2 pseudogenes are annotated in these 1694 nt (G+C 55.7%); both read right to left on the reverse strand.

Annotation, left to right across the window (positions count from 1 at the left end):
* Window positions 1-7: 7 nt before the first annotated feature.
* Window positions 8-1227: pseudogene (locus L6758_RS10875) on the reverse strand (IS30-like element IS1513 family transposase).
* 19 nt (window positions 1228-1246) lie between these two features.
* Window positions 1247-1456: pseudogene (locus L6758_RS10880) on the reverse strand (helix-turn-helix domain-containing protein); the annotation flags it as partial.
* Window positions 1457-1694: the final 238 nt, after the last annotated feature.

The raw sequence follows: 1694 nt of genomic DNA on the forward strand, positions 1-1694 counted from the left end.
GGCGGAATCAAGCGGTGGATGCGCCACGCTTGAATAGTTCGTTAAGTATTTCACGTGGGGTTGCGCCGCCGAGGATTTGTCGGGGTGTTTCGTTGAGCTCATTTTGCACCCACGCGACATGTTCGGGTGTGACGGTGGCAAAGTCGGTGCCCTTTTTGTAGAACCTGCGCCTGATCTCGCCGTTGGTGTTCTCGTTGGTTGGTCTCTGCCACGGTGAGTGCGGTTCACAGAAAAACACCTGGCAGCCGTCTTTAATCTGGACTTGTGCTGTGACAGCCATTTCTGCGCCTTGGTCCCATGTGATGGTCTTTAGCTGCTCGGTGTTGAGGTCTTTGACCATGTCCTGCAGGGTTGCGACCACGGTGTGTGAACTGTGCTCATCGGGAAGGTGTCCAAGCAGGGTGTAACGGCTGGTGCGCTCTACTAGGGTAATCAGCGCGCTTTTGCCACCTTTACCAATAACAAGGTCGCCCTCCCAGTGCCCGGGAATAGCCCTGTCATCAGCTTCCGGGCTGCGGTGGGTGATCTCAGCACCTTTGATCCAAGGGCGACCGGTTAACACGCCAGCGTTTCGGGCACGACGCTTGCGTGTTGAGCCGCCGCGGATAAGTACGTCTTTAGTCTTCATGACTTCTTCAAGCTCGGCTCGCAGGCTGCCTTTGCCTTGAATGTATAAGGCACTGTAGATCGCTTCGTGGGAAATACGCATGCTTTCATCATCGCTGAAAGCATGCTCAAGCCATGCACTAATGCGCCCAGGTGACCACCTGCGGGCAAGGCAATCGACTACTACACCCCGAAGCGTTGGGCTTTCATCGAGCTTGCGTAGTTTTGGCCGCACCATCCGACCAGCAGTAGAAACAGCAGCGTTGTGGGCGTTATACCGCAGCTGCTCTGTGCCGTCCTCATCGACGATCTTCCAACCATTACGGGTGATTTCACGAGCGACGACACTGTGGTGCCTATTTATTTTCTGCGCGATGGCTCGTGCCGAATCACCGACACGACATCCCGCTTCAATAGCAACACGGTCTTCAACAGTAAGCCTGCGACCACGCCCTACTAAGGCGTGTTTGTCGAATACGCCGCTAGGAAATCCATCAACGGCTTGAGTTTTCATCGGTGCTGGCATAACAGAATCTTTACCCAGCTTCTTGCCTGTATCTGGCAAAGACACCACCGCCTCATCAGGCGTTCGACGATGTCGCTGCCGGCGTAACTTCGCATACCGCTGCTTCCTTATCCACCCATACACGGTAGAAGGATGCACACCGATAGCATCAGCCACTGTCTGACAGCTCTCACCAGCAAGCACTCGCTCCACGGCCTGGGCACGTTCATCAGGTGACAAGTGGGCGCGTCTAGGCCGCACTTCGATTACACCAGCTTTCTTTAACCTGCTGTGAAGCAAGCCAGTCGATATTCCAACAGTCTGTGCTGCTTGACTGATCGACATACCTGCACGCACCAACCCAACAGCCTCACGGACAAACGGATCACGCAAACGACTCGCACGCCTGCCTGGAGGTTCGACACCTCTTACCCTCAACCAACCGTAAACCGATTCGGGGCCTACACCCACATCACGCGCGACCAGGCTAACTGCCTCGCCTGCCACCACGCGCTCAACAGCAGCATCCTTAACATCCTTCGGAGTCCAACGCGTCACAACTACCTCCCGGTCGAAGTGGCGC

The sequence above is a fragment of the Rothia nasimurium genome (genome assembly GCF_928382285.1).
Taxonomy (GTDB): domain Bacteria; phylum Actinomycetota; class Actinomycetes; order Actinomycetales; family Micrococcaceae; genus Rothia; species Rothia nasimurium_E.